This window comes from Streptomyces wuyuanensis (assembly GCF_900103455.1).
In the GTDB taxonomy this organism is placed as follows: domain Bacteria; phylum Actinomycetota; class Actinomycetes; order Streptomycetales; family Streptomycetaceae; genus Streptomyces; species Streptomyces wuyuanensis.
Map to the genome: position 1 here is coordinate 1 of NZ_FNHI01000021.1, position 20,132 is coordinate 20,132.

Below are 20,132 nucleotides of genomic sequence, written 5' to 3' on the forward strand. Positions count from 1 at the left end.
GGCAGACGAGTCGGGCTGTACGCCGGGTTCTGTCGCCCGGTGTTGCGGGATCAGGGGCAACTCGCTGCGGCCTCGGTGACGCCCTCGTGACCTGCGTTCTTATGAGTTCCGATCGGTTCCGATGCGGTGTAGATCGGAGGTGGATAGAGGGAAATCTGGGTGCCCCCCCGTCGCCCCCCGCCCCCCAATTACCCCCAGAGAACCCCCAGAAGATGCACCCCCGCCAGGGCGTCTACAGCAAGAAGCCGCCCTCCGAGTGACCGGAGGGCGGCTTCTTGCTCGATGTCTACACGCCGAGCGACCCCGGCCGGTACTCCAGCCCGCGGCGGATGGCGTACCGCCGACGCTCGTTCTCCATGACCAGGACGCAGCTGCCGCACGCGGCTATCTCGTAGACGTCCCCTGAGGGCGTGGTGATGTCATCGATGCGCGTGACAAAGACATCCCGATCGGCGCACCGGAAGCAGGAGCCGGGCTTCCAGCGGTACAGGGCAAGGATCACGTCGGGCGTCATGGCCGTCTCCGTCAGACCGAGCAGGCGACGAGGGGGCGTCGCAAGGGGGGACTGCGTAGGCGCGTGGGAAGGCGCTCGATGTTGCTCATGTCCAAGGGCTGCAGGTAGCACGCCGTCATTCACCCCTTTGAGTGAACAGATGTTCGATTCATTCAAACTACAGGTCGCCCTGCGGCATATGCCACACCGCCACAGGGCCTGACCTCCCTCGCCGGGGCGGCGCCCTTGCCTGCTCTACGCACAGGCCGGGCCCGTCCGTCGCGCCAACTCCTTGATCGAATAATGCCTCAAATTTGCTGCTGACTTATGATCTTGATCTGGCTGAGCGTTCTGGGGTGCCAGCCGATCAGCCCGAGTGGATCCTCGACTCCCGTCGGCGGATCGGCCTACGTGTCCGTGACGCCCGCATGTACGCCGACCTGACCCAAGAACGCCTTGCCCATCGGGCCGGCATCGACCGGTCGACGGTGCAGCGGATCGAGGCCGGCGAAGAGATGAAGATCAGCCACCTTCTGTTGATCGCGCGTGAGCTTCGGATCCACGTGGCCGACCTCCTTCGTTAGACGGCGCGTTAACGGTCACTCACCCGATGGCCGGAACGCAACCTTCCGAAACGCGGTAACCAGCCCTGGTTACGGATCTGTAACTTCCTGTTCGATGATTCAGTAAGGGTTGCCTTCGAACCTGCACGAATCTCAGCCACTAAGGGAGTTAGTGCAGGTCAGAACGTTGCACGGGGTTGCACGCATGATGCCCGGATAGGGGGCGTCTTGGGTGGCCCTTTACCTGGCGCACATGTGCCAGTGCCCATTCGCGCCATTGCCCATTCGCGCCATTGCCGCCCGCCGCGGTCCGCCGAACGCGGCGGGCGGCGGTCATGGGGTGGGGGGTATGTGGCGCCGGCAGGACCTGGGGAACCAGGTGAACGTCCGGTCGGCGATGCGCAGGAGTCGAGGCTTCAGGTCGACGGCGGTCTGCGCGGTGAGGACGATGCCGCAGTGGACGCAGTCCATGCCGCGGACCTGGCGCTGGGTGAGGCTGCCGATCGGGGGTAACGGCCGGCCCTCTTCGCTGCTGGTCGTGGCGCGGGTACTCTCCGCCATGGCGACTCCTGCTAGTCGTCCGCGCCCCGGGGCCGGTGACAGCCGGCTGCCGGGGTCTCTCTCGTGCAGCGTACCCGTTCTGCTGCATACCGCTGCATACAGCAGCACACCGCTTCCTGCCACTGCGCGCTGCTGCGGTCAGCCCTACGTTCGCAGTGTGGGCGAATCGGACACCCCGGGCGTTGACCACACGAGCCACGTGTACGTGTACGTGCAGGTCGCGGACCGGATCGCAGGGCAGATCGCGTCGGGCAGGATCCCGGCGGGGGCGATGCTGCCCGGGGAGCGGGCGCTGATGGCCGAGTACGGCATCGCGCTCCACACCGCCCGGCGTGCGGTACGCGAGCTACGGGATCGCGGCCTCGTCATCACCGTGCCGGCGAAGGGGACGTTCGTCGTCGAGCAGCCACCCGCCGACTGACAGTCCCTCCCGCTAGCCTTGCCGTATGAGTGGGGGGCGTAGCGCGGCTGAGGTGAATGCGGAGATCCGGGCGCTGTGGGCGTCGGGCAGCCTGGCGTCCGAGGACCGGGGCCGGTACCACCAGCTGGTGGTCGAGTGGGCGCGGGCGGTCGACGCTGAGCGGTTCGGCGGCGAGCAGGGGCTCGCGGCTTAGTTCGTCCCGCCCGTCGGGTTCTGTCCCCGTGGGGCCGACGGGCGGGTCCGAGTGCCGCGCCCAGCCAGGAGCGCGAATGGGAAGCCCCAGTGTCTCAGGCTGCGCTGACAGTCGGGGGTGGCTACGGCCAGCTGCTCAGCTCGGCGCCGGTGGTCTCGTCGACGAGGGTGATGCGGGCCCCGGGGATGCTGCCGCGCTCGCCGATCCAGGCCCGGTACTTCAGGTCAGCAGTGGCGCGGCTCTGCCACCAGCCGTGTGCTGCGGGCCGGCCGTCGAGGGTGAGGGTGACGTGGTAGCGCGGCAGGTCTGGGGCGGGCATGCGGACAGGATGCCACCACGTATGCTCGAACGCATGTCCGGTCGTCCGCGTGCTGAGCGCATCGTCCTCCTCGAGGGCCTACGCGACTGGCTCGCCTACCAGCTGCGCCAGACCGAACGCACCCTCGCACAGCTGCGCGCCGAGGAAGACGAGGAGCGGCGGCGGCTGGAGGCGGAGCGGATCGCCGGGTCGTGGAAGTTGCAGCCCGCCCGCGTCACCGGCGCCCAGCCCATGCTCCACCGCGCCGACTGCCGCCTGTACAAAACGCAGCTCGGCTACCTCGACCGCGAGCACGCCGCCGTGGCGCTCGAGGAATTCCCGCGGCTGGAGATGTGCCAGATCTGCGCGCCATGGGGCAGCCTCGGGCTGCCGGCGCCAGAGGGCTGACAGTAGAGTCCGACGCCATGCCGTACAGGAAACGTCCCCAGCTCCCGGAGTCAGTGCGCGAAGCGATCCTTACCGATGTCCAGCTCCTCCATGAGGCGAGCATCGCAGCCGAGCGCCTGTTCAAGATGCGCGTACACCTTGCTGTTGAACAGGGCCTGACCACCCAGGAACTCGCCGATCGATTGGGCTGCTCAGGCCAGACGGTCCTCAACTGGAGAGCCCAAGGCGCGAAGTACCTCGCCGAGAAGCAGGGGGGCAGCTGACGCACGAGCGCCCTCCCCGGTGAGGTCGGGGAGGGCGCAAGATGGGGCGTCCCTGCCCCGTCGCATGGGGCAGGGACGCGGGGCCAGTCTGGCACGAGGGGCTGACAGGGGGCGGGGTTTCCCCTAACGTGGCAGTGCGGCCCTCGCAGTTCGCACTGCCCCTTCGGGGGTTGAAGCCTTCGGGCCTCCGAGGGCCGCGCCTATATGCTGACGCAGCGATGCCCCCGCCACTTCGACTGGCGGGGGCATCGTTGGTGCGGCTACTTCTCGTCGTCCGCGTGGTGGCCTACCCACTCCACACCGGACACGACACCAGTGCTGGCGGTGCCGACGAAGCTGGGCGCCCATCCGTCGGCGATGAACTTCGCTGCGGCGGCTGGCGGAACCCATCGGTTCCCTCGGGCCGGGTCGGACATCCAGGTAGCCAGCCCGTCAGCGGTGGCGAACACGGGGCTGACCGGGGAGCCCTCGCTCACGGTCTCCCACAGCTGCCAGCCATCACCCTCCGGCGGGCCGGTCGGCTCCCACGCTTCGGCCTCGGCTCGCTGCCCCTCGTACTTCTCCAGGCTGGCGTGGCCCCCGCACGTCGAGCAGGTGTCGTCGACGCCCTCCCGCTCGCAGCGGGCGCGGATCGCGACGCTGGCGTTGATGGCGTCGTGGCCAAAGCCTCGCAGGGACCACTCGTTGACCTGCTCGGCAGTCGGCGTAACGGCAGGCTCCTTCTTCTGCCAGCCCGCACCTCGGCTCCAGGTGTGGGTGAAGTCGTGGAGCCTTCCGGCTTCGACAAGTGCGTCCACGTCTTCCTGTGAGAGGTGGTGCAGCCACCCGCTGTTGAAGTGGTCAGCGAGCCGCTGCGCCTCGCGCTGGAGCGCGGCCTCGCCGGTGCCGTAGAAGTCCGGCGCGTTGCTCAGGTTGCGCTCGGCGAACTCCCGCACGGCCGGGCTGTCGTGCCGCCACGGTGTCGAGCCAGTGCTGGCTGGGTCGAACGGCAGCTTGCCGTACCAAAGGTCGTACAGGTTCTGCGCCTGCGGCGAGTAGCCACTCGTGCAGTCGGGGCACTTCTCCTCGTCGAACCGGTCGGGCATGAGGAACCCCTGCCAGACCTTGTTGAGAGGCCAATCGAAGTCGAGGGCGACTCGACGTACTTCTCGTCCCATATCAGTTCCTTTCCAGGTAGCGGTAGATGGTGGTGCGGGCGACGCCGAGCTGTTCGGCGATGTCCTGCACGGTGTGCTTGCGCTTGCCGTCGTCGCCCAGCTCGTCGTACATCTGTTGGGCGAGCTCGGCCTGCCGGGGCTTCAGGGCGGCCTTCCGTCCGCCGACCCGTCCGCGCGCCCGGGCGGCGGCGAGCCCGTCCCTGGTGCGCTCTGCGGTGAGAGCCCGCTCGAACTCGGCGACAGCCCCGAGGATGTGGAAGAACATTCGCCCCTGCGGCGTGCTGGTGTCGATCGCCTGATGGAGCACGACCAGGTTGACGCCCTGCTTCTGTAGTCGCTCCGACAGTTCGATGAGGTTCTTCAGCGAGCGGCCGAGCCGGTCCAGCTTGGTGATGACGAACTCGTCGCCCTCGCGGGCGACCATGAGCGCCTTGTCCAGCTCGGGCCGGGAGGCGAGCTTGCCGGACGCCTTGTCGACGAAGATCTGACCGCAGTTGGCCTCGCGGAGCGCGTCCTCTTGCGCGTCCGGATTCTGGTCCCGGGTGGAGACCCGTCCGTATCCGATTCTCATGGCTTCACTGTACTGATTGACAACCCTTTTCGCTACATAGTTGGGGACACGAGTTCTCGTCAGATTCGTCCTGCAGTAACGCAGTTGGAGCGACACCCGTCGACAGACACTCGTTACCGGACACCGCCGATAGCCCATAGTCCGTGCCGCCCCGTACCCTGGCTTCTGCTGCGGCGCCCGACCGTAGCGGCGAGGAGGGGACCATGCGACGCGACCCGAACTGGGACTACGACGACTCCGGCTGGGGCGTCACCGCCTGACCCCGCACAGCAGAAGGCCCCCACCGCCGAAGCGGTGGGGGCTCTGTCATTCCTCCGGTACCGGGTCCGGTGGCTGTGGTTGTTCGGGGACGTGGCCCATGTCGACGAGCGTCTCCAGGTCCGCGGCAGACTCATCCACCCGCCGCTGCACGGGACGCTCGGAGGGAAGGTCGGTCACGTCAGCCTCCTGTACGCGGCGGTTGAGGCGAACAGCCCGGCGCCGAGGAGCCCGCGGCCGTCGTCTGGCGGTGGCGCCCCGTCCCGTCGGCAGACGAGAGCGTCCGGGTCGCCCTTCGCGGGCTGCCAGCTGTAGCCGGTCGGGCAGGCTTGTCCGTCGGCACCGTCCCGTCCGTCTTCGCCCGCGGGGCCGCGTTCGCCCCGGGGCCCGGCCGGTCCGGGTTCTCCCTGCGGTCCCGGGGGTCCTGCCGGGCCGGCTTCTCCGTCGGAACCATCGGTGCCGGGAGATCCGGGTGCGCCGGTCTGACCGACACCATCCGTGCCATCCGTGCCCGGGGAACCGGAGGGGCCGGGCGGCCCTGTGGGGCCAGCCTCTCCAGGCGGCCCGGACGGGCCCGGCTCACCACGCTCTCCCGGCGGACCAGACGGGCCGACGTCGCCGCGACTACCAGGCTTCCCCGCCACGGGCGTGCCGCCCAGCTCCTGCACCTGCTGGGCCAGCGCGTCGCGCGCCATGTTCGCGGTACGCAGATCCTGGGCCAGGCCCTGCATGGTGATGACCAGCCACGCGAACGCAGCCAGACCGATTGCGACCGCCACAGCGAACGCCACGTCCGAGCGCCGGCGGTGCGCTGGTGTGGTGCTCTTGTGTCGTGTCACGCTCCTGCCCCCCGGGCTTGGATGTAGACGGTGAGGAGCAGCATCAGTACGGGCGCGACGATGGCGCTGAACAGCAGCCGCCTGTCGGCGGCGCGGCGGTCAGCGGCCTTCTGCTCGTCCTGCCGCTTCCTCTCCGCTTCCTGCTCGCGTGCTTCCTCAATCACCTTGATGCGCTCGGCCAGCTGAGCAGCAGCCGTGTCGCGGGCTTGCTGCTCGAGCTGGTACCGCTCCATGGAGACTTTGCTGTCGAGCCGTGTGCCCAGCTCTCGGAAGTCCTCCTTCAGATCTTGGCGGACGTCTTCGAGGCGTCTCATCACCTCGCCGAGAGTCGGGTCGTTCGGCACGCGCTATCTCCACTCAGACGCTCGTCGGCTTGGCCGGGGCGGGGGTGGGTGACACCTGCCCGCGGGTGACGAGTGCGAGGACGGCGAGGACGACGGCGTTGAGGGCGCCGACGGTTTCGGGTGCGGTCTCGAGCCCGTAGGCGGCGAGGAGGGCGACACCGGCGGCGACGAGTCCGGTGAACGCCGACGGGGCGACCGGCCTTGTGACGGCGGCGGTGGCGGCGGCGAACACGGCGGACACGACGGCGACGATCGCACCAGCCTGCTCGGCGCTGAGGCCGAAGTTGAAGGACACGATCAGCGACAGGGCCGCTGAGACAGCAGCGATCAGGAGAGCCGGTTCACGGCCGAAGACCTTCATGATGATCTCGATTCTCGGGAGGGGTGTGGCTACTCGGCGAGGCGGGCGGCGAGCTTGTCGGCGACGAGCTCGGCGAGGCGGTTCATCTGCGTGTCGGTGAGGCCCGTGGTTTCCAGGGCTTGGACGCGTGCGTCGATGTCTCCGACGATCTGGCTCATCTCGCGGCCGTCGTCGGCCTTGCTCCGCCAGGCGAGCAGGCCGAGGTTGTCGTAGAGCCGCTGGATCTTCCAGTGGAGGTAGGTGAGCTTGTCGTCCTGCTCCTTGGTCAGAGCCATGTCGGGGGCCTCCTGTGCGGGCGGCGTGGTGGGTGTGCTGGCTGGGCGGGGTGCGCCTTTCTGGACCCAGGCGTACAGCGGTTCTCCGGGGCAGGCGGTGGCGTAGCCGTCGCGGTGCCCGCCGAGCCACGTCCCGGCAGGGCCTTCCTTGCGGCAGTAGTCGATGGCGTCCCGGCCGCCGTGGAGTTGGTCGTCGGTCGGCTTGGTCAGGCCGGACGATCCGACGAGGAAGCAGACCGCATAGTCCTGCTCGTTCAGGCTGGTGTTGCCGTTCGCGGAGTTGCGGCGCTTCAGGCCGCGGCCTTCGTACACGTAGCCGTGGGTGCAGACCAGGAACGAGTAGCCAATGTCGGACCAGCCGTTGCCGTCCATGTGGGAGTCCTGCAGCTTGCGCACGTAGGCGGCGCACGCGGTGTGCGGACGGTCTTCGTAGGCGCTGCCGAGGTAGTGCACCTTCACGCCGCGGCGGGCGCGGGAGTACAGGGTGGCGCCGCCCGGGGTGCGGTATGGACGCGCACCCCATTCGGCGCGAGAGACAAGCTTCATGGACACCCCTCAGAGCGGTCAGCCCAGGGCGGGCTGGGAGTCGATGGTGACGGAGGCCGCGGGCACCCAGTAGCCGGTGAGTGCTCCGGCGGTGATCTGGAACATGGGCCTGCCGTTGACGATGGCCCGGCGGTCGGCCGGGGCGTTCGACGGGTTCGCGAACGACACGGCCTTGACGCTGGTGACGGTGCCGTCGGCGGAGACCTTGTACGTGTCGACGGGCACGCTGCCGCCGGGGAACGTGACCGTCCTGTGCGGCCGGAACAGGGTCGCCAGGTGGATGCCCCGCAGCCACGCTTTCGACCAGTTCTCGCCGACCCACCAGCCCGTGTAGGCGCCCGCGGAGATGAGGTAGTAGATGCCGCGGCCCTGGATCCGGCGTCGCATGCTCGTCGGGGCCTGCGTGTCGCTGGAGAAGGAGACGCTCTTCGACTCGAGCTCGGCGTCGTTCTTCCCGGACACCCACGCGCCGGATGCGGCGGTGTCGAACCGGTACAGGGTGTGGCTGCCCGCCTCGAACTGGATCGTGCCGGCGACCCCGGGCGCGGGGAAGTCGTCGACGAGGCGCTCGGTGTCGTCGGCGAAATCCGGGGAGCCGGTCTGCCAGTGCAGCTGCGAGAACAGGTTGATGTGGTGCTGGTGGTAGGTCGGGGCGGGGATGCGGTGCGTCTGGCAGTAGAAGCTGTGCCACTTGCTGTTCCGTAGCAGCGGGAAGTAACGGGCCATCGTCGTGGCGGACGCGTCGTACAGGTCCGCCGCCGTCTGGGAGCCGGTCGCGCAGTAGTAGTCGTACAGCCCGAACATCGCGAAGATCATGCCGTTGTACGTGTAGTCCCCGGTGCCCGGCTGGTCGCCGGGGTACTCCTGGATCCACAGGTAGCCCGCGTCGTCGACGTTCACGCACCACGGGTACGCCTCGTCGTGCACCAGCAGCGATGCGAGGGCCCCGTCCGCGGCGGCCATGTAGCGGGCCTGGTCCTCCGCGCACACCTCGGCCAGTCCGGCGAGCTGCACGAACAGGCTGATGATTTCGCCCTGTGCCATGCCCGAGTACCAGGGGGCGGTGTAGTCGACGCCGGTGTGGACGGAGTGGGCGAAGTCGAAGCCGTAGGGGAACCACCAGGCGCCGCGGGCTTCGTCGTGCATCGCGATGAGCCGCCCGGCCTGAGCCCGCGCCCGCTCCAGGAACACCGCCCGCCGTGCCGGATCCGTCTCCGTGCGATAGCTGGTGATACAGCCCAGCCCGAACTGGGCCTGGCCCACCGGATGGTCGTAGCCGACCGTCCCGCCGTCCGGGTAGTACAGGTACTCGCCCTGCGCGTTCAGACGGTACGGCCCGGAGCTGGGCGACACGTTCGCCCAGGCGACGGGACGGTCACGCCACGGCCGCATCGCCTCCGGCAGATCAGTGACGAGCCGATAGCCGGCCTGATTCATGAGCCCTCCGGGCATGAGAAAACCCCGGCCAACAGGCGCGGGGCGGGAGAAGTATGGGCGGGTGGGTCAGGCGGTACGGCGGACCACGATGTACGAGCCGGCCACCACCGTCGTGGCCGTAGCCGAGCTGGCGTTCTGCGCCCACCGCATCTGGACCGTGCCGGCCGTACTCGAGGTGACCACGTAGAGGATCTCCTCGACGAAGGACAGCTGTCCGGTGGAGAAGACGCCGTAGTTGATCTCCGTGCCGAAGCTGTTGGTCAGGCCGCTCGCCCTGGTGGTCGTGTCCGCTGTCGACGTCGCTGAGGACACGGCGGGCCCGGAGGAGAACCGCTGCCCGGTGCAGCCTGCGGGCAGGGTCCACGCCATCTTGAAGTCGCTCGACGCCGCGCCGTTCACGGCGATGCGCACGATGATCTCGTACTCGGAGTTGGCGAGCACCGACACCAGCAGGTGGTTGTCGTTCTGCAGCGTCGTCGAGCTGGCGACGGACTCGTCAGCGGTCTTGTGGACGTAGTCGACGTCGGCGATCAGCGCGTTCATCTGGTCGCGGATCTCCGCGTTCATCAGCGCCGCGGTGACGGTCTCACCGACGACCCACGTGCGGGGGCTAGCCAGAGGCACGTGCTCACCCCCTCCTCATCGAGTTCTGCAGGTCCTGTTCGGCCTGCTGCTTCAGCGTGATCGGCGGCCGCGGGCGGGGCCGGTTGTAGGCGGTGTCGTCACTGGCCCACCAGAACCGGCGGGCCTTGAGCGGCTCACCGGCCACGAGCCCTTCCACGGCGGCGACGTCGTCGGGGAACCGCAGCGTGGTCCAGACGCCGGGCTGACAGCCCACGCACCAGAACCGCGGGTCGGCCGGGGACACGACCTGCGCCGACAGGCACACAGGGCACTGGGCCACCCACCGGCCGGCATCCACCCGCGCGATGAGCAGCGCGTCAGGGTCCACCCCGTCCGGCCGTGGGAGGCCACGCTTCTCCATGTTCTCCAGGTAGGCGATGACCCGCTCCGCCGGGGGGATCAGGTCCCATGCGTCTGGCCGGAGCGGCGGCGCCGGGGCGTAGAAGTCCTCCGCCCTCGACACGATCGGCACGGCCATGCGTCCCCCTCTCAGTACGCCAGGCGCGTGGTCTGGTCGAGCTGGCTGTAGTCCGAGCTGTTCAGGACCCACACGGTGTCGGTCTCTGTCCGGCTGACGTGGAAGTTGATGTAGTGCTGGTGGCGTCGAAGGGTTCGGGTGATGCCCTCGATCGTGACGGTGGCGCTTGAGGCTGCGGCCTCGTCGGGGAGGTCCGTCACCTCGAGCACTGTGGACACGTCCGCGTCGAGCAGTGCCCGGTAGGTGGCGAGCGGCAGCGTGTATGAGTCAACGGGGACTTGCCGCATCTCCGGCGGCGGGTCGGCGAACCGGTTGACCAGCCAGTTCGCCGCGTCCACGACTTCGTTGTCCGTCTCCTTCACCAGCGTGATCGACTGCGGGTACTGGCCGTAGGCATCGATGCTGGCCTGGTTCTTCACGCGCTGTGTCGCCCCACCCGGCCTGGTGGCGGTGACGAGGTTGATGAGCTTCTGGTCGTCGTCGTCGAAGCGGACCTCGGCAGTATCGAGGTCCGGATACGACAGGGTGATGGAGGCGCTCGGGTTGTAGCGGACGTCGCGGGACTGCAGGATCACGGCACCACTCGCCCGGTCGGCAACGAGGATGCCGCCCTCAGCCAGGGCCACCTCCTGCAAGTGCGAGAGGGGCGACCCGCCAAGCCCGGCCTGGGATCCGATACCGCCGAACGTCCCGCCCGTCGCCGTCACCGACGCGCCGACGTAGGACGCGATCCGGGCGGCGCGCACGTCGCCGTTCTCCCCGACATGCCTGGTGGTGCCGGTGGTGTAGTGCGCCACGTACTGGGCGACGTCGCCGGACGGGCCCGGGGCGTAGAACGCCAGGTGCGACAACTGGCCGGTCCAGAGTCGCCCGTTCGCCCACGAGCCGACGGTCAGGTGCCGGAGCCGGAACATCGAGTCGACGCCGACGCTGTACGCCACGCCGTCGACCCAGACGTTCCCAGCCTCTTCGTCGTACACGAAGTGATGGTGGACGCCGTTCGCCAGGTTCCCGGTCGCCGGCGCGGAGGAGGTGAGCGTCTCACCCGTGCGAGTGGACTGGATCTGGAACTCGCCGCTGCTGTTGAGGCTGAACACGATTTGGTAGCGGTTGTCGGTGGAGGTCAGGCCGCAGATGACGCGGTTGTTCGTGCTGGTGGAGAACCAGCCCTCGACGAAGATGAACGCCGACGACGACTCGGTCTCGAAGTCCTGGCCCAGGTCGCCCGTCAAGAACTGCCCGTTCGAGGCGTCGACGGGGGTGAGGGACAGCGCGCCCTGCCCGTCCGGGCCAGAGTCTGCGCCGCCGCCGAACGACAGCTCGCCGCCGCTACCGACCGCCGTGGTGCCGAGCGGTCCGGCCGTCGTGCCGGACAGGTCCCCGGCCGCGTCACTGTCCGACGCCTCGGTCAGCGGGTAGTAGCCGAGCGGCTCGTCGAGGAGAACCTCCTCGGACAGCATCGTCTCCAGCTGCCCCTTGCTGAGGATCTTGAACACGTCCGTCGCGGTGATGCTGGCAGTGGCGTGCAGGCCGGTCCACTGCGTGGGCCAGGCGTTGACGCCGCCGAAGAACAGGCCGTGGAACTGCGCGCCGTCCGAGTCGAACGTCGTTGCGCTGCTCCCCTCCTCGAGCTGGACTGCGTCGATGTAGGCGATGTCGCCGGCACCGGTCGGGGTCTGCGGATTGATCCGCAGCTGGAGACTGGGCTCGGTCGCGGCGAACGTGCAGGTGATCCGCTCCCACGCGTCGTTCAGGGTGGAGTACGAGCCGAACGCGTAATCCGTGCCCGTCGACCGGGCGGCCATCTTCAGCCGCACCGACTGATCCCCCGCCGGGACGTACACGTAGGCCGACGCGGTGTATGTGGTGCCGACGTCCAGCCCGTACACGTCGATCCGCACGGACTGCGATCCGACCGCACCCCAGGTGCAGCGCATCGACCCCGTGCCGTCGTGCACCGGGCTGGTCACCCGCGCAATCGCCGGGGTGCCCGACGACGACCAGCCGGATGTGTCCGTCTCAAAGCCAGTATTGGTGATCAGGTTCTTCGCGGTGGTGATCTCACGCACCCGAATGGGCACGCCCTTCTTCACGTTCGGGTAGTACGGCGACGCCGACCGTCCCGCAGTCAGCGCACCGTCCTCGTTGTCCAGCGTGAGCGAGCAGCTACTCGGCTGCGTCTCGGACTGCTCGTCGTTCGCGCCGCGGTTGCTGATGCTGATGCCGCGACTGACGATGTCGACCCGCTGCGTCACCTCAGTCCACGTGATCGACGCGACCGGGGTGGTGACCGTCGACCCGAACCCGAGCTCCACCACCAGCCGCGCCATCCCCTACCCCCTCTCGAAGTTCAGCGGGCCGCCGCCGTTGTTCCGCTTGAACGCAGTCAGCACCCGCTCAACCTCACGGCCCGCGGCCATCGCGTCGATCGGACCGGCAATCGTGACCGGGGCGTGAATGATGACCGTCCGCCCCCCGCCGCCCCCAGTCATCGCCGAAGCCCTCGGCGCGGGCACAGCCGCCATAGCGGGACTGAACTGGCCGGCGTTGATAGCCCGCAGTAGCGGCAGGTGCCGCTTGGTTTGCCGGGCGTTGACGACGAACTCGTTGTCGGACAGGCGGGTGGGGATGCTGTCGGACGTCTCCGTACCCGGCCCGCGAACGAGACCACCGCGGGACCGCCACAACTGCTTCTGGACCTTCTCCTCCACCGTCCGCAGAACCGTCGTGATCGTGGTCGTGGCGATCTTCCCGTTGATGCTGTTGAGCCGCCGGTTCGCCTCGGCGACCGCGTCCCGCAACTGCTGAATCTCCGCCCGGATCTTGCCCTGCTTGTCGAGCGGCGCCTTACGGAGACGCTCCTGCGCGTCCTTCAGTTTGGCCTTCAGGTCGTCCGAGTTGGCCTTGAGTCGGGCCGTCTTGTCCGGCGTGCGGAGGATCTGATCCGCCAGAGCCTTGGCCTGCGCCCGCGTCAGCCCCATACCGCGGGCCGACTTCTCCAGCTCTCCACGGCCGCGCTGGTAGACCTTCATGGCCTGTTCCCAGCTGCCCGTCTCGATGTACTTGGCCTCGACCGCCTTCATCGTCGTGGCAGCGATGGCGTCGAGGGCGGCGTTGTTCGCGCGGCCCTTCTCGGTGTTCTCGTTGAGGGTTTTGCCGTTCTCCTTGAGCGCAGCGTTCGCCGCGTCGATCGCGGCCTCCATCGCACGCACGTCACCGCGGGACTGGAGCACCGTCTGGTTGAGAGCATGCACCGACTGCTGGAGCCCGGCGACACCCTGCTGCAGCGCCTTCAGCTTCCCCTGCGTGGCGACGGCCTGGTCACCGAACGCGCCCATCGCGCGGGCCGCGATCTCCTGCTCGATCTTCGCTGCGGCCACCGCATCCCGGTAGGCCGGGAACAAGGCAGCGATCTCGCTGGCGGTGGCACCGTTGGCCTTCAGTGCCTCCGTGAACGAGGCCATGTTCTCAGCGGCCTGATCGGCGTAGCCGGAGTTCACCAGCGCAGCCAGAGCCTGGTCGACCCCAGCGAAGTCCTCCTTCACCGCACCGAACGACTTGGCCCCGCGGGTGAGATCGTTGAGCTTCGGGGCGAGCAGATCGGCCGCCTTGCCCATCGGGGCAAGAGCCAGCCACGGCTCCGCAGCCTTCAGCCCCTCGGACTCGATCCGCAGCTGCCGGAACTTCGCGCCGAGCCCTTCCATGCTGCCGAACGTCTTAGCCAGCTCCCCGCCGAACTTGCCCGTCTCGGCCAGGTTCTTCAGCGCCGTGCCGAGCCGGTCGACGTCTGGTGGCGCGCCGCGCGCCTTCTTCGCCAGTTCGTCCACGGCCATCGCCGCGATACCGAGGACGGCCAGCGCGGCGCCGGCCTTCTGCAGGGCGGTGAACCGCTGCGTCAGCCCGGCCACCGCCGTGCTGACACCGCCGAAGCGGGCCGAGCGGACGAACGTCGCTACGTTCCCCGCCGCAGCGGCAGCGGCCGTACCCACGGCGGCGAACGCCGCGCCCCCGAGCTTGATCAGCTTGAACGCGATCGCGACCTGCAGCAGCGTCGTCACCAGCCCGGACGGCACAGCCGCCGCCAGCTGAGTCAGGGCATTGACGACCTCGAGCATCCCGACGCCGACATCCGCGCCAGCAATGAGCAGGTTCGTCAGCGATTCGCCGATGTTCTTCAGCGTGTCGGCGACCAGCGGCCCGTTCGCGCGGGCGTAGTCCATGAACGCGTCCACGCCACCCGAGACCTTGCCGGCGTCGAGGTTCTCGATCAGGCGGACGATGCCAGAGTTGACGCGGGCCAGGGAACCGCGGGAGAAGTCCGAGAACTTCTCCACCAGCCGATCGAAGCCAGGCGACTCCATGCCGCCGGCCAGGAGCGTCACCATCCGGTCCAGCTCGGCGCTCGTGCCCTTCACCAGCGGCGTCAGCTTCGGCAGCAGGTTCCCCGCCACCGCCAGGCCCTTGGTGAACGGGGCCATCGTGTCCTGCGCGAGGCTGTCGCTCCAGTCCTTGTACTCGTCCTTCAGGACGGACATGGCGGCAGCCGCGGTGCGGGTCGCGGGCGGCAGCTTCATCATCTGCCGCGTGTACTCCATCTGCGCCTCAACAGCATCAGCCGACCGGGCGCCACTCTCCTCTACGGCGTCGGTGTACTTCTTCTCCGCCTCGGCCGCCTCGCCCATCGCCTTGACCTGAGGGCCCAGCGCCGCCGCGTACACGCCGACCGCGACACCCGCCGCCGCCGTTGCAGCGGCGAGAGGCGCCATCGCCGCCGCGGCGGGAATAGCGGCCGGGGCGAGGGACAGCACCGAGCCCCGCAGCTGCTCCATGGCCTTGGAGCCCTTGTCGTCGACCTCGCCCAGTCGGCGCTGCAACCGGATGGCCGAGTCGCCCGCCCGGTTCAGCACGTCGGACAGTCGGTCGCGTCCGTCCAGGATGAACGTCAGGCGGCTGCTCGCCATCACTCACCCCCGGATGCTGCGGCTCGCGCTTCGGCGAGGTGGCGGTCCAGCGCGTCGACGAGGACGTCGAAGTCCCCGACGGTCAGGTCGTCGACATCTGCGGCTCGGTATCCGAGGACGCTGCCGAAGAGGAAGAGGTACTGGGCTCGGACGACGTCGATGTCTGGGTCTCGTCGCCGTTCTCGCCGTTCGGCTGGGGGTCGGGCTCGTCTTTTGGGTCGGCGAGCATTTCCTCGATCATCCGCTCGGCGTGCTCACGGTCGAGGGCCGCGTCCGGGAGGCCGGACAGTGCGGCGCGGATGTCGTCGGCCGAGGAGTCGGACGATGCTGCGGCGATGGCCATGGCGCCCTCGATCCAGTGGACGACCTCGTCCTTGTCGAGGCGCATGTACAGCTCGTCGATCAGCGGGTCGAAGTCGCCGAACCGAAGCGTCGGTACGCTGCGCTTCTTGATGATCCAGGCCACGACGCGCAGGCACTCGAGGTCTTCGTCCCTCACGCCCTGTGCGATGTCGTCCCACTTGCGGTCGATGGTGCGCTGGGCGATCGACGTCTCAGACACACGCATCGTCCGGGCGTCGAAGTGCTCGGGCTCCCCGCCCTTCGGGCCGTACACGATGAACACGGGCGTCTCCTAGCTCAGGGAGTTGCGGACGTCAGCGAGGACCCGAGCGACCTCGGACCGTATGCGGGGCTGGTGCTTGGCGACGGTCTTGTCCCACCACAGCGGGGTGGTCCACTGGTTCGCCCATCCTCCGCGGCCCTTGTTGCCGAACGTCGGGTGCCGAATGCGGCCGTTCGCGCTGTTCATGACCCACGGCATGTTCTTCAAGTCCGGCGGCAGCTTCCCCTTGTCGGCGTACAGGCGGGCTCCCGGATTGCCGCCGGTCCGGATCGAGAGACTGACAGCGCGGGCGACCGTGTCCCGTAGCGGCCGAGACGTCGGCGATGGACCGCCCCGCTTCCCGGCCTTACGAGGCTCAGAGCGGATCGGCAGGGTGCGGATGGTCTGCTGCATGTCCGCCTTGAGCGGCTCCGCAGCCCGGCGGATACGGCGGGCGAAGTTCGCCTTGAGCCGGGAGCCGCCCGCCACCTTCAGGCGACGGGACATCTCGAGGAGCTGCCCCGTCCCGACGACCTGAACAGTGCGCGCCATGGCAGATCAGAGCGCGGTGTCGGTGCTGACGTACTCGATACGCGGCTGGTTCGTCCCGTCGAACAAGCCCGTGAAGTTGATCGTCGGCTTGACGACGTCGAAGCCCTCCACGGTCGGCGGGGCCTCGTCGATGCGGATCGCGGGCAGCACGATGCGGAAGGTCTCGTTGTACGTCGTCTCGATCTGCGGGCCGACGAACTCCCACACGAGACTCGTTGCAGCGTCCGACGTGTGCAGGTCGTCCAGCGTGGTCGCGACATAGTCCATCTCGATCGACCCGGTGATCTTCACCTGGTCGTTCGCGATCGGCTCCTTCTTCAGCCCCGACTGCCCGGCATAGAACCGATCCGTCGCCTGCGGGCGCTCGAACTTCACCGACACCTTCCGGATACCGTCCAGCGCCGTCTCCGAGCTGTAGGTGCCCGCCTTCACCGCCATCTGCCCGAAGTGGAACGGCGACATGTTGGAGTAGCTGGCCGTGGCCAGAGTCTCCGACTCGGAGCAGTCCTTGCCGTCGATCTCGAACGTCGCCATCAGCATGCCGGCGATGTCGCACGAGAACTCGGCCGCGACGACCTTGCAGCCCACGAAGCTCTTGTCCGTCACCGTTCCCGTGGTGAGCGGCACGCCCTTCTGGATCGTAAGGAACTTGCCGAACGAGTCCGCCAGGGTGTGCGTCTGCAGGTACGCGGTCGTCGTCTCCTGCTGCACCGGCGTCACCGACGTGCCCATGAGCGCCTGCAGCAGCAGCCCCATGGACTTGTTGGTGACCTCGAGGTCGATCGACCCCGACACCTCCTCCTGCGTCACGACACGACGCGACGACAACGGCAGCAGCCGACCCGCGGCAATGCCCGCAGACTGAGCCGTCGTCTTCTTCAAGACGAGGCTCTCCTTGGTGAACTCGATGAACTTCGTCGGCGCAACGAACGTGCCATACGTCGACTCCGCCGCGATACCGAGCTGGGCGCCGAGCCCGGATCCGATCGCCATCAGTCGTCACTCCCCTTCGACGCGGGCTTCGCCGCCGCCGTCTTCTTCGCCGACCGGGAAGCCCCCGGCTCCTCGACCGACTCCCATGTCTGCGGCTGGCAGACGTAGCCGTCGAACCGGGCGTCCGGTACCTCGACGACCTCGTCGGGCTGCACAGCCCGACCACCCAGCTCCGGCACGGTGACCGGCTCCGGGCCGATGAAGCGCACACGCGCCATGGCAGAACTCCTCACGAAAAGGGTGATGGTCAGATACGGGCGCGGCAGGAGACGCTGAATGCGATGACTGCCCGGACGCCGTCAGTGGTGTTGGCCTGGCGCAGCGACGCGTTGGTCAGGTGCGCCCACAGGACCGCGCCGTTCAGCGTCGGCGCCGTCGGGCTGACGCCACTCGCACGAATGGCGTCCTCGACCACGGCGAGCAACTCGAAGGCCCGCGTCCGGCGGGCCGACACATCCGAGTCGCCCGTCCATGTGTCGATCCAGCAGAGGATGTCGAAGTCCTCATCCCGAGTACGGGCGCCCGCAGCGTTGAAGTCCTGCGCCATCTGGACGGACTCTTCGGCGCCCTCCTGATAGCCGACCGCAACGTAGTCCTGCGCAGACTGGTCGCCGACCGGCGGACCGTCCAGCACCTGCACGTCAGCCAGGTCCGGAGCCGCGCGCAGGACCGTGAGCAGCGCATCGATCGCGCCCGGAATAGCGGAGGTCGCCATCAGCCCACCCCCGGCGGCAGCCGGTGCGGTTCCAGCAGCTGCAGCGCCCGGTTCGGCACCGCATAACCCCAACCCGCGATCGGCTCCGACACGTCGAAGTCGCCAGTGCCGAGCTGCGGCCGGCCAGGCCCCTGCTGAGTACGCCACAGGTGCTGCAGGATGATCCGCGCCGCGGCCGTCATGGCGGCCGGGACGATACGCCGCCCGGCGGTGTACGTGACCTCCAGCGGCCCGAGGAACGAGCTGCCGTTCAGGCGCCGCACGATCCCAGTGACCGTGTCGACGTCCAGGTCCCCGACGGTGTACGACGTCCCCCCGGTGAGCACCGGCTCCACCGAGGTCAACGCCAGCACTGGCGTCTGCCGCAAGGCCAGCAGGCGCGTATAGCGGACGTCATGCTGCTCAGTGACCGACCGCACCACGACAGGCCCGCAAAGCCCCTCAATGCCCGCGGTCACTGCCTCGATCCAGCCGCGCACCTCATCATCGTCCGTCGTCGTGGTGAGGTTCAGGTGCCGCTTCGCGTCGGCCAGAGACAGGATCCCCGGAGGCGCCGCCTCGCGCACATCGAAGCTGTCCGTGTACGCCCCGGCGTTGACCCCCGTCGCCACCCAGCGAACCGTGTGCCGCCCAGCCTGGGTCGTCGAATAGTCGTAGGTGTAGACGCCGGTGGACGCCGGCGTCACGGGCGAGACGCTGCTCGTTGTGCCATCCGGCAGGGTGATAGTCAGCGCCATCGCCCCGGCGTTCGCCAGAGTCCCGCCGGAGTCCTTCACCTGGGTGCCGAGCGGCACCACCGCCCCGAGATCGAACGGCATCTCACCCTCCGATCAACGTGGATCCGGTGCGGGCATACGGCCTCGGCCCGGCAGCGTCCCGGCTCGACACCGTCAACCCGCCGGGCCGGGCGATGTTCAAGCTGTCGGCCTCGGCAAAGTTGCTGGTTCCGGCGTCGCGGTGCGACTCCATCAGGAACGACAGGTTCGACTGGGCTGTCCATGCCGGGGACGCCGCGGTACGCAGCACCGTCCACGCTGCTCCGTCCGGCGAGGACTCCCAGAACAGCGACCCGGCGTCCTCACGCAGCCGCAGCCACGCGTGAGCCACCGGATCGTAGGCGGGGAACAGGGCGGCCCCGTCGGCGTAGCCCTGCCGCAGATACAGGCCCATGGCATTCTGGGCCCGGTCCACGATGAACCCGGCGTCCTGGCCACCCACGTCGGACAGCACCAGCAGCGACAGCGCCGCCGTGGATGCGCCGTTGGCCGCAGGCGGATACGCACGGAGCGCCACCTGCGACCACGACAGGGAGTACACCGAAGCCGACCGGTACCCGGCGAAGCCGGACGTACAGGGAATGCGCGCCCTACCGCCGGACTCCACCGGATCCCCATACGACTGAGACCACAGGACAGGATCCACGACACCGTCATCGAACCCGTCCTGCAGCATCCCGAACCCGGGCACGGTCAGGCCCTCGACGGAGGCATCTTCCGGCCGTACCCCAGAAGCACCGTCGCGCCGTACACGCCACCCGTCGCGGGCGACCCGGACACCGTCGACACCACCCTCAGATACCGCTGGTGGCCCGTATAACCGATCTCGTGCACCTGCGCATCATTCGACGACGTGATCGCAGGCTCCGAGCCCTGCAGGAACTCGGCCGCGACCGCCGTCCAGTCCGAGCCGTTCGGCGAGTCCTGCACCTCGATGGTGTGGGTGCCGTCCGTCACCGTCCCGGCGTGAATCAGGATCATCGCCGACCTCGCCGCATCGCCGTCGACGAGGCGGTCGACCGCCGCGCCGGACGTGGTCGACGCGATCAGCGCCGGGGCGATCGTCGGCTTCGCGACCAGCATGTTGTAGACCGAGCGCCTCACGGCGTCCCCTCCTTGCTGCTGTCGTCCTTCGGCTCGTGCTTCACCTCGGGCTTGGCCGCCGCCTTCTTGACCGGAGTCGCGGTCTTCTTGGCTGCCGGGCGACCCACGGAACGCTTCTCGCCTGGGTCGGCAGTCGCCTGCTCCACCTTGGGCGCCCGCTCCGACACGTAGGTGTCGACGTCCTCGAACAGGGCCTCACGGCCCTTGATGACCGGGTCGGAGGCGTCCACCAATTGCCCCACCGTGACCATGCGCGGCACACCGTTCACTGACACGGCGAACGCCGCCCTGCATCGCTTGATCGCCATTGCGCTTCCTTTCCGCCGCGCGCAGGGGC

28 protein-coding genes are annotated in these 20,132 nt (G+C 68.6%); 5 read left to right on the forward strand and 23 right to left on the reverse strand.

All coding sequences use genetic code 11. The features are described from left to right. Positions 1 to 286: 286 nt before the first annotated feature. On the reverse strand, positions 287 to 514 hold the full coding sequence (locus BLT82_RS26565) for a hypothetical protein (RefSeq protein ID WP_093659238.1): 228 nt from the start codon (positions 512 to 514) through the stop codon (positions 287 to 289). 407 nt (positions 515 to 921) lie between these two features. Between BLT82_RS26565 and BLT82_RS26570 the strand changes: the two genes are divergently transcribed. Then, on the forward strand, positions 922 to 1,077 hold the full coding sequence (locus BLT82_RS26570) for a helix-turn-helix domain-containing protein (protein WP_093659554.1): 156 nt from the start codon (positions 922 to 924) through the stop codon (positions 1,075 to 1,077). Between the two features lie 312 nt (positions 1,078 to 1,389). On the opposite strand, the gene BLT82_RS26575 is transcribed toward BLT82_RS26570, so the two are convergent. Next, positions 1,390 to 1,617: a hypothetical protein gene (locus BLT82_RS26575; protein ID WP_093659240.1), complete on the reverse strand. Its 228-nt coding sequence runs from the start codon at positions 1,615 to 1,617 to the stop codon at positions 1,390 to 1,392. A gap of 157 nt (positions 1,618 to 1,774) precedes the next feature. Between BLT82_RS26575 and BLT82_RS38185 the strand changes: the two genes are divergently transcribed. After that, a complete protein-coding gene (locus BLT82_RS38185; protein ID WP_244529632.1) occupies positions 1,775 to 2,038 on the forward strand; it encodes a GntR family transcriptional regulator in 264 nt (87 codons plus the stop codon). 25 nt (positions 2,039 to 2,063) lie between these two features. Further along, positions 2,064 to 2,231 carry a hypothetical protein gene (locus BLT82_RS37295; protein WP_167746095.1) on the forward strand — a complete coding sequence of 56 codons (168 nt, stop codon included), beginning with the start codon at positions 2,064 to 2,066 and terminating at the stop codon, positions 2,229 to 2,231. A 121-nt stretch (positions 2,232 to 2,352) separates the two neighbouring features. On the opposite strand, the gene BLT82_RS26585 is transcribed toward BLT82_RS37295, so the two are convergent. Continuing rightward, entirely contained in the window at positions 2,353 to 2,550 is a 198-nt protein-coding gene (locus tag BLT82_RS26585; RefSeq protein WP_093659243.1) for a hypothetical protein, read from the reverse strand. Positions 2,551 to 2,583: 33 nt separating this feature from the next. On the opposite strand from BLT82_RS26585, the gene BLT82_RS26590 reads away from it, so the two are divergent. Both BLT82_RS26590 and BLT82_RS26595 read left to right on the forward strand, forming a co-directional pair. Continuing rightward, positions 2,584 to 2,937, forward strand: a complete 354-nt coding sequence (locus BLT82_RS26590; protein ID WP_093659556.1) for a DUF6233 domain-containing protein — start codon at positions 2,584 to 2,586, stop codon at positions 2,935 to 2,937. A 53-nt stretch (positions 2,938 to 2,990) separates the two neighbouring features. Then, positions 2,991 to 3,200 carry a helix-turn-helix domain-containing protein gene (locus BLT82_RS26595; protein WP_093659245.1) on the forward strand — a complete coding sequence of 70 codons (210 nt, stop codon included), beginning with the start codon at positions 2,991 to 2,993 and terminating at the stop codon, positions 3,198 to 3,200. Between the two features lie 260 nt (positions 3,201 to 3,460). On the opposite strand, the gene BLT82_RS26600 is transcribed toward BLT82_RS26595, so the two are convergent. From BLT82_RS26600 to BLT82_RS26695, 20 genes are all read right to left on the reverse strand, one after another. After that, positions 3,461 to 4,357: a hypothetical protein gene (locus BLT82_RS26600; protein WP_093659247.1), complete on the reverse strand. Its 897-nt coding sequence runs from the start codon at positions 4,355 to 4,357 to the stop codon at positions 3,461 to 3,463. 1 nt (position 4,358) lies between these two features. Then, positions 4,359 to 4,928: a recombinase family protein gene (locus BLT82_RS26605; protein ID WP_093659249.1), complete on the reverse strand. Its 570-nt coding sequence runs from the start codon at positions 4,926 to 4,928 to the stop codon at positions 4,359 to 4,361. 306 nt (positions 4,929 to 5,234) lie between these two features. Continuing rightward, a complete protein-coding gene (locus BLT82_RS38600) occupies positions 5,235 to 5,366 on the reverse strand; it encodes a hypothetical protein (protein WP_280142500.1) in 132 nt (43 codons plus the stop codon). 655 nt (positions 5,367 to 6,021) lie between these two features. After that, on the reverse strand, positions 6,022 to 6,339 hold the full coding sequence (locus BLT82_RS26615) for a hypothetical protein (RefSeq protein WP_244529633.1): 318 nt from the start codon (positions 6,337 to 6,339) through the stop codon (positions 6,022 to 6,024). A gap of 43 nt (positions 6,340 to 6,382) precedes the next feature. Beyond that, entirely contained in the window at positions 6,383 to 6,730 is a 348-nt protein-coding gene (locus tag BLT82_RS26620; protein WP_093659253.1) for a hypothetical protein, read from the reverse strand. A 29-nt stretch (positions 6,731 to 6,759) separates the two neighbouring features. Beyond that, complete coding sequence (locus tag BLT82_RS38190) at positions 6,760 to 7,551, reverse strand: peptidoglycan recognition protein family protein (RefSeq protein WP_244529637.1); 792 nt, start codon at positions 7,549 to 7,551, stop codon at positions 6,760 to 6,762. 18 nt (positions 7,552 to 7,569) lie between these two features. Next, positions 7,570 to 8,988: a D-glucuronyl C5-epimerase family protein gene (locus tag BLT82_RS26630; protein ID WP_244529639.1), complete on the reverse strand. Its 1,419-nt coding sequence runs from the start codon at positions 8,986 to 8,988 to the stop codon at positions 7,570 to 7,572. Between the two features lie 66 nt (positions 8,989 to 9,054). Next, complete coding sequence (locus BLT82_RS26635) at positions 9,055 to 9,612, reverse strand: hypothetical protein (RefSeq protein ID WP_093659257.1); 558 nt, start codon at positions 9,610 to 9,612, stop codon at positions 9,055 to 9,057. A 4-nt stretch (positions 9,613 to 9,616) separates the two neighbouring features. Next, entirely contained in the window at positions 9,617 to 10,090 is a 474-nt protein-coding gene (locus BLT82_RS26640; RefSeq protein WP_093659259.1) for a hypothetical protein, read from the reverse strand. An 11-nt stretch (positions 10,091 to 10,101) separates the two neighbouring features. Then, positions 10,102 to 12,420 carry a carbohydrate binding domain-containing protein gene (locus BLT82_RS26645; protein ID WP_093659261.1) on the reverse strand — a complete coding sequence of 773 codons (2,319 nt, stop codon included), beginning with the start codon at positions 12,418 to 12,420 and terminating at the stop codon, positions 10,102 to 10,104. 3 nt (positions 12,421 to 12,423) lie between these two features. After that, complete coding sequence (locus BLT82_RS26650) at positions 12,424 to 14,997, reverse strand: coiled-coil domain-containing protein (RefSeq protein ID WP_143041540.1); 2,574 nt, start codon at positions 14,995 to 14,997, stop codon at positions 12,424 to 12,426. 136 nt (positions 14,998 to 15,133) lie between these two features. Next, the gene (locus tag BLT82_RS26655; protein ID WP_093659265.1) at positions 15,134 to 15,676 is read right to left on the reverse strand and encodes a hypothetical protein; all 543 of its coding nucleotides are present in this window, start codon (positions 15,674 to 15,676) and stop codon (positions 15,134 to 15,136) included. A gap of 9 nt (positions 15,677 to 15,685) precedes the next feature. Next, positions 15,686 to 16,207, reverse strand: coding sequence for a hypothetical protein (locus BLT82_RS26660; RefSeq protein WP_093659267.1), 522 nt, complete (start codon positions 16,205 to 16,207; stop codon positions 15,686 to 15,688). Between the two features lie 6 nt (positions 16,208 to 16,213). Further along, complete coding sequence (locus BLT82_RS26665) at positions 16,214 to 17,200, reverse strand: phage tail tube protein (RefSeq protein WP_093659269.1); 987 nt, start codon at positions 17,198 to 17,200, stop codon at positions 16,214 to 16,216. After that, positions 17,200 to 17,418 carry a hypothetical protein gene (locus tag BLT82_RS26670; RefSeq protein WP_093659271.1) on the reverse strand — a complete coding sequence of 73 codons (219 nt, stop codon included), beginning with the start codon at positions 17,416 to 17,418 and terminating at the stop codon, positions 17,200 to 17,202. Before BLT82_RS26670 ends, BLT82_RS26665 begins: the two co-directional genes overlap by 1 nt. Positions 17,419 to 17,447: 29 nt before the next feature. Then, positions 17,448 to 17,915 carry a hypothetical protein gene (locus BLT82_RS26675; protein ID WP_093659273.1) on the reverse strand — a complete coding sequence of 156 codons (468 nt, stop codon included), beginning with the start codon at positions 17,913 to 17,915 and terminating at the stop codon, positions 17,448 to 17,450. After that, positions 17,915 to 18,733, reverse strand: coding sequence for a head-tail connector protein (locus tag BLT82_RS26680; protein ID WP_093659275.1), 819 nt, complete (start codon positions 18,731 to 18,733; stop codon positions 17,915 to 17,917). Before BLT82_RS26680 ends, BLT82_RS26675 begins: the two co-directional genes overlap by 1 nt. 1 nt (position 18,734) lies before the next feature. Further along, positions 18,735 to 19,382, reverse strand: a complete 648-nt coding sequence (locus BLT82_RS26685) for a hypothetical protein (protein ID WP_093659277.1) — start codon at positions 19,380 to 19,382, stop codon at positions 18,735 to 18,737. A 2-nt stretch (positions 19,383 to 19,384) separates the two neighbouring features. After that, positions 19,385 to 19,795 carry a hypothetical protein gene (locus BLT82_RS26690; protein ID WP_208868045.1) on the reverse strand — a complete coding sequence of 137 codons (411 nt, stop codon included), beginning with the start codon at positions 19,793 to 19,795 and terminating at the stop codon, positions 19,385 to 19,387. Then, positions 19,792 to 20,103, reverse strand: a complete 312-nt coding sequence (locus tag BLT82_RS26695; RefSeq protein WP_093659279.1) for a hypothetical protein — start codon at positions 20,101 to 20,103, stop codon at positions 19,792 to 19,794. Before BLT82_RS26695 ends, BLT82_RS26690 begins: the two co-directional genes overlap by 4 nt. Positions 20,104 to 20,132: the final 29 nt, after the last annotated feature.

What these genes read in the sequence shown, in the direction of transcription:
- BLT82_RS26565 (WP_093659238.1), bottom strand. Translation starts at nt 514, where the DNA reads ATGACGCCCGACGTGATCCTTGCCCTGTACCGCTGGAAGCCCGGCTCC.
- BLT82_RS26570 (WP_093659554.1), top strand. Translation starts at nt 922, where the DNA reads ATGTACGCCGACCTGACCCAAGAACGCCTTGCCCATCGGGCCGGCATC.
- BLT82_RS26575 (WP_093659240.1), bottom strand. Translation starts at nt 1,617, where the DNA reads ATGGCGGAGAGTACCCGCGCCACGACCAGCAGCGAAGAGGGCCGGCCG.
- BLT82_RS37295 (WP_167746095.1), top strand. Translation starts at nt 2,064, where the DNA reads ATGAGTGGGGGGCGTAGCGCGGCTGAGGTGAATGCGGAGATCCGGGCG.
- BLT82_RS26585 (WP_093659243.1), bottom strand. Translation starts at nt 2,550, where the DNA reads ATGCCCGCCCCAGACCTGCCGCGCTACCACGTCACCCTCACCCTCGAC.
- BLT82_RS26590 (WP_093659556.1), top strand. Translation starts at nt 2,584, where the DNA reads ATGTCCGGTCGTCCGCGTGCTGAGCGCATCGTCCTCCTCGAGGGCCTA.
- BLT82_RS26600 (WP_093659247.1), bottom strand. Translation starts at nt 4,357, where the DNA reads ATGGGACGAGAAGTACGTCGAGTCGCCCTCGACTTCGATTGGCCTCTC.
- BLT82_RS26605 (WP_093659249.1), bottom strand. Translation starts at nt 4,928, where the DNA reads ATGAGAATCGGATACGGACGGGTCTCCACCCGGGACCAGAATCCGGAC.
- BLT82_RS26615 (WP_244529633.1), bottom strand. Translation starts at nt 6,339, where the DNA reads ATGAGACGCCTCGAAGACGTCCGCCAAGATCTGAAGGAGGACTTCCGA.
- BLT82_RS26620 (WP_093659253.1), bottom strand. Translation starts at nt 6,730, where the DNA reads ATGAAGGTCTTCGGCCGTGAACCGGCTCTCCTGATCGCTGCTGTCTCA.
- BLT82_RS38190 (WP_244529637.1), bottom strand. Translation starts at nt 7,551, where the DNA reads ATGAAGCTTGTCTCTCGCGCCGAATGGGGTGCGCGTCCATACCGCACC.
- BLT82_RS26630 (WP_244529639.1), bottom strand. Translation starts at nt 8,988, where the DNA reads ATGAATCAGGCCGGCTATCGGCTCGTCACTGATCTGCCGGAGGCGATG.
- BLT82_RS26640 (WP_093659259.1), bottom strand. Translation starts at nt 10,090, where the DNA reads ATGGCCGTGCCGATCGTGTCGAGGGCGGAGGACTTCTACGCCCCGGCG.
- BLT82_RS26645 (WP_093659261.1), bottom strand. Translation starts at nt 12,420, where the DNA reads ATGGCGCGGCTGGTGGTGGAGCTCGGGTTCGGGTCGACGGTCACCACC.
- BLT82_RS26660 (WP_093659267.1), bottom strand. Translation starts at nt 16,207, where the DNA reads ATGGCGCGCACTGTTCAGGTCGTCGGGACGGGGCAGCTCCTCGAGATG.
- BLT82_RS26665 (WP_093659269.1), bottom strand. Translation starts at nt 17,200, where the DNA reads ATGGCGATCGGATCCGGGCTCGGCGCCCAGCTCGGTATCGCGGCGGAG.
- BLT82_RS26670 (WP_093659271.1), bottom strand. Translation starts at nt 17,418, where the DNA reads ATGGCGCGTGTGCGCTTCATCGGCCCGGAGCCGGTCACCGTGCCGGAG.
- BLT82_RS26675 (WP_093659273.1), bottom strand. Translation starts at nt 17,915, where the DNA reads ATGGCGACCTCCGCTATTCCGGGCGCGATCGATGCGCTGCTCACGGTC.
- BLT82_RS26680 (WP_093659275.1), bottom strand. Translation starts at nt 18,733, where the DNA reads ATGCCGTTCGATCTCGGGGCGGTGGTGCCGCTCGGCACCCAGGTGAAG.
- BLT82_RS26695 (WP_093659279.1), bottom strand. Translation starts at nt 20,103, where the DNA reads ATGGCGATCAAGCGATGCAGGGCGGCGTTCGCCGTGTCAGTGAACGGT.